General features: G+C 59.1%; 2 protein-coding genes and 1 pseudogene. All 3 read right to left on the bottom strand.

Going from position 1 to position 2,561, the window contains the following annotated elements:
• Positions 1-550: pseudogene (locus QZ540_RS08430) on the bottom strand (multidrug transporter); the annotation flags it as partial.
• Between the two features lie 214 nt (positions 551-764).
• Complete coding sequence (gene cydB, locus QZ540_RS08425) at positions 765-1,835, bottom strand: cytochrome d ubiquinol oxidase subunit II (protein WP_294629179.1); 1,071 nt, start codon at positions 1,833-1,835, stop codon at positions 765-767.
• 21 nt (positions 1,836-1,856) lie between these two features.
• On the bottom strand, positions 1,857-2,561 hold a 705-nt coding region (locus QZ540_RS08420), incomplete at its 5' end, for a cytochrome ubiquinol oxidase subunit I (protein WP_294629177.1).

The following is a 2,561-nucleotide window of genomic DNA, read 5'->3' as shown; positions in this document are numbered from 1 at the left end:
ATGTGGACTGCCCTTCCTTCTCGGGCCTCTTACCTTCGGGCACCGCGGCGTCCAGGGTCTCGCGGGCCTTGGGGTAGCATTCGGTGCGAAGCTTGTCCTCGGGGCTCATGCTCTCCCCCGAGTTATAGGAGATGGGGGCGGCTGCGTTGTTGGGGTCTCGCTTCTGAAAACCGTACTTCTGGGCGTACTCGACGTTCCAGGGACCGTACTTTCGTCCCAAATCACCGCGGGGTGCGCTTTCAGAATAGGGAGCCTGGATGGTGTAGTTCTGCCCGTGTTCGGCAAAGCACTGCTTCATGGCAATCTGCAATGCCATGTACTCGTAGTTGGTGCGCTCGTAGTAGAGGTAATCGTCCAGGGGCATCTTCACAATGTCCTGTTCCGCGTCAAAGATGGCGTGGACGCTTTCGTCGCGTTCCAGCGGCGGGTTGAAGAGCGAGCATGCGCTCAGCGGGAGCACGCCGATGCAGAGCAGGGCGCCCGTGGCGAGCAGGCGGCGGCGCGTACCGGTGCGAGGGGTAGTTTCGGTGCGGCGGTTGAGGAATTTCATCGTTGAACGCCTTTCATAAGAGTGAGTTGTACACCACATTACACCTTTTACTCCCTGTCGCGCCCAAATTTCGGGGGGGGGACACCAAAAATTTTTGCGCGCTCACTCATCTGCCGCAAGCTACATCATCCGCGGGAATATCCTCTGAGGGCATAGAAAAATCCCCCGAACTTCTCAGAAGAGAAATCCGGGGGATTTTTCAATCAGCTACATGCTACTTGGTCGGCAGTTCAGCCAGTTCGGTAGCGTCGTGTGCTTCGGGGATGTGATCCACGTGCAGACGCTTACGGAAGACCCAGTAGGTCCATGCCTGGTAGACGAACACGACCGGCAGACCAAGGCAGGTCACGAAGGTCATAACGCCCAGGGTGTACTCGGAGCTGGATGCGTTCGCAATGGTGAGCGAGTATGCCGGGTCCAGGGTGGAGGGCAGAACGTTCGGGTACATTGCGGTGAAGATTGCCAGCGCACCGAATGCGAGGAACACGGACATACCAGCGAAAGCGCGACCCTCACGGCCACCCTTTGCGGAGATCCAAGCAATCAGAACAGCAACCACAGCCAGGATGGTGCACAGCCAGGAGATGCCGTTACCGGTGGTGAAGTCCAGAGCCAGAACCCATGCAACGATCGGCAGCAGCAGGACGGGAGCCCAGCGCACCAGGGTGTTGCGGGCACGGTCGCGGATATCGCCGTCGGTCTTCAGAGCGATGAAGGCAAGACCCTGAACCAGGGAGAAGCCAACGAAGCCCAGACCGCCGAGCAGAACCGGCAGGGAGACCCAAGCGAAGGCGCCGCCGACGCGGTCACCGTTGTCGTTGATGGGCAGACCCATGGAGGTCAGGCCCAGCAGAGCACCGACGAGCAGTGCGATACCGAAGGAGGAGACGGACAGAGCGATGTTCCAGTTACGGATCCACTTCTCGTCGTTCTTCTTACCGCGGTATTCAATTGCGACCACGCGCAGAATCAGGAAGACCAGCGCGAGGGTCAGGGGGATGTACAGAGCCGAGAAGAGGGCTGCGTACCAGATGGGGAATGCTGCGAAGATAGCAGCACCGCCGGACACAAGCCACACCTCGTTGCCGTCCCAGACGGGGCCGATGATGTTCAGCAGCAGACGACGTTCCTTCTCGTTCTTGCTGAACTTGGAACCCATCAGCATACCGACACCCAGATCGAAACCGTCGAGAATCATGTACATGATGAGGAAGACGCCAATGGCGACAAACCAGAGGGTGGGCAGGCCAGGCTGACCGGCAAAGATATTGAAATCAAAGTTCATGGTGAATCAATCCTTACCCGCCTAGTAGGCGAACTCCAGCACATCGCGCTTGGACTTGTCGTTGGACTCGTCCTCGTGGTGCGACTGAACCAGCTCGGGCATTGCTGCCACGACGCCGGCCTTGACGTACTTGATGAGCAGGTAGACCTCAACCACCATCAGCACACCGTAGAGCAGGCCCAGAGTGAGCAGGGAGAAGAGGATTTCTTCACCGGAAACACCCGGGGAGATAGCTGCTGCGGTGAACAGGTGAATCGAGGGGTCACCCTGAAGGTTCGGAGCCACAACGAAGGGCTGGCGGCCCATTTCGGTGAAGATCCAGCCGAGGGAGATGCCGAAGAAGGGAGCCAGGATGGACCAGACTGCAACGTTCTTGAGCAGCTTGGACTCGGGGACGGTGCCCACGCCCTTCTTACGGGTTACCCACAGTGCGTAGAGGTAGAAGGGCAGAACGATTCCGCCGAGGGCCATCATGCCGCGGAAGCCCCAGTAGGAGACCTCGAGGGAGGGCAGGTAATCGATCTTCTGACCTGCGCGCTCACCGTAGAGCGGGTTGTTGGGCAGGTTGGTGCCGAACTTAGCTTCGTACTCGGGCAGCAGGGTCTGGATACCCTTCACCGGGGTGTCAAAGTTGTCGTGTGCCAGGAAGGACAGCACGCCGGGAACCTCGATGATGGGGGTGATCTTGTCACAGCTCTGAGCGCCGAGCTCGCCGACGGTCAGAAC

This window comes from uncultured Rothia sp., assembly GCF_916049665.1.
Taxonomy (GTDB): domain Bacteria; phylum Actinomycetota; class Actinomycetes; order Actinomycetales; family Micrococcaceae; genus Rothia.
This window is presented reverse-complemented; position numbering and strand designations above follow the sequence as displayed.

Bases quoted from the DNA above. Each gene is read 5' to 3' on its own strand.
- cydB (WP_294629179.1), bottom strand. From the start codon at position 1,835: ATGAACTTTGATTTCAATATCTTTGCCGGTCAGCCTGGCCTGCCCACC.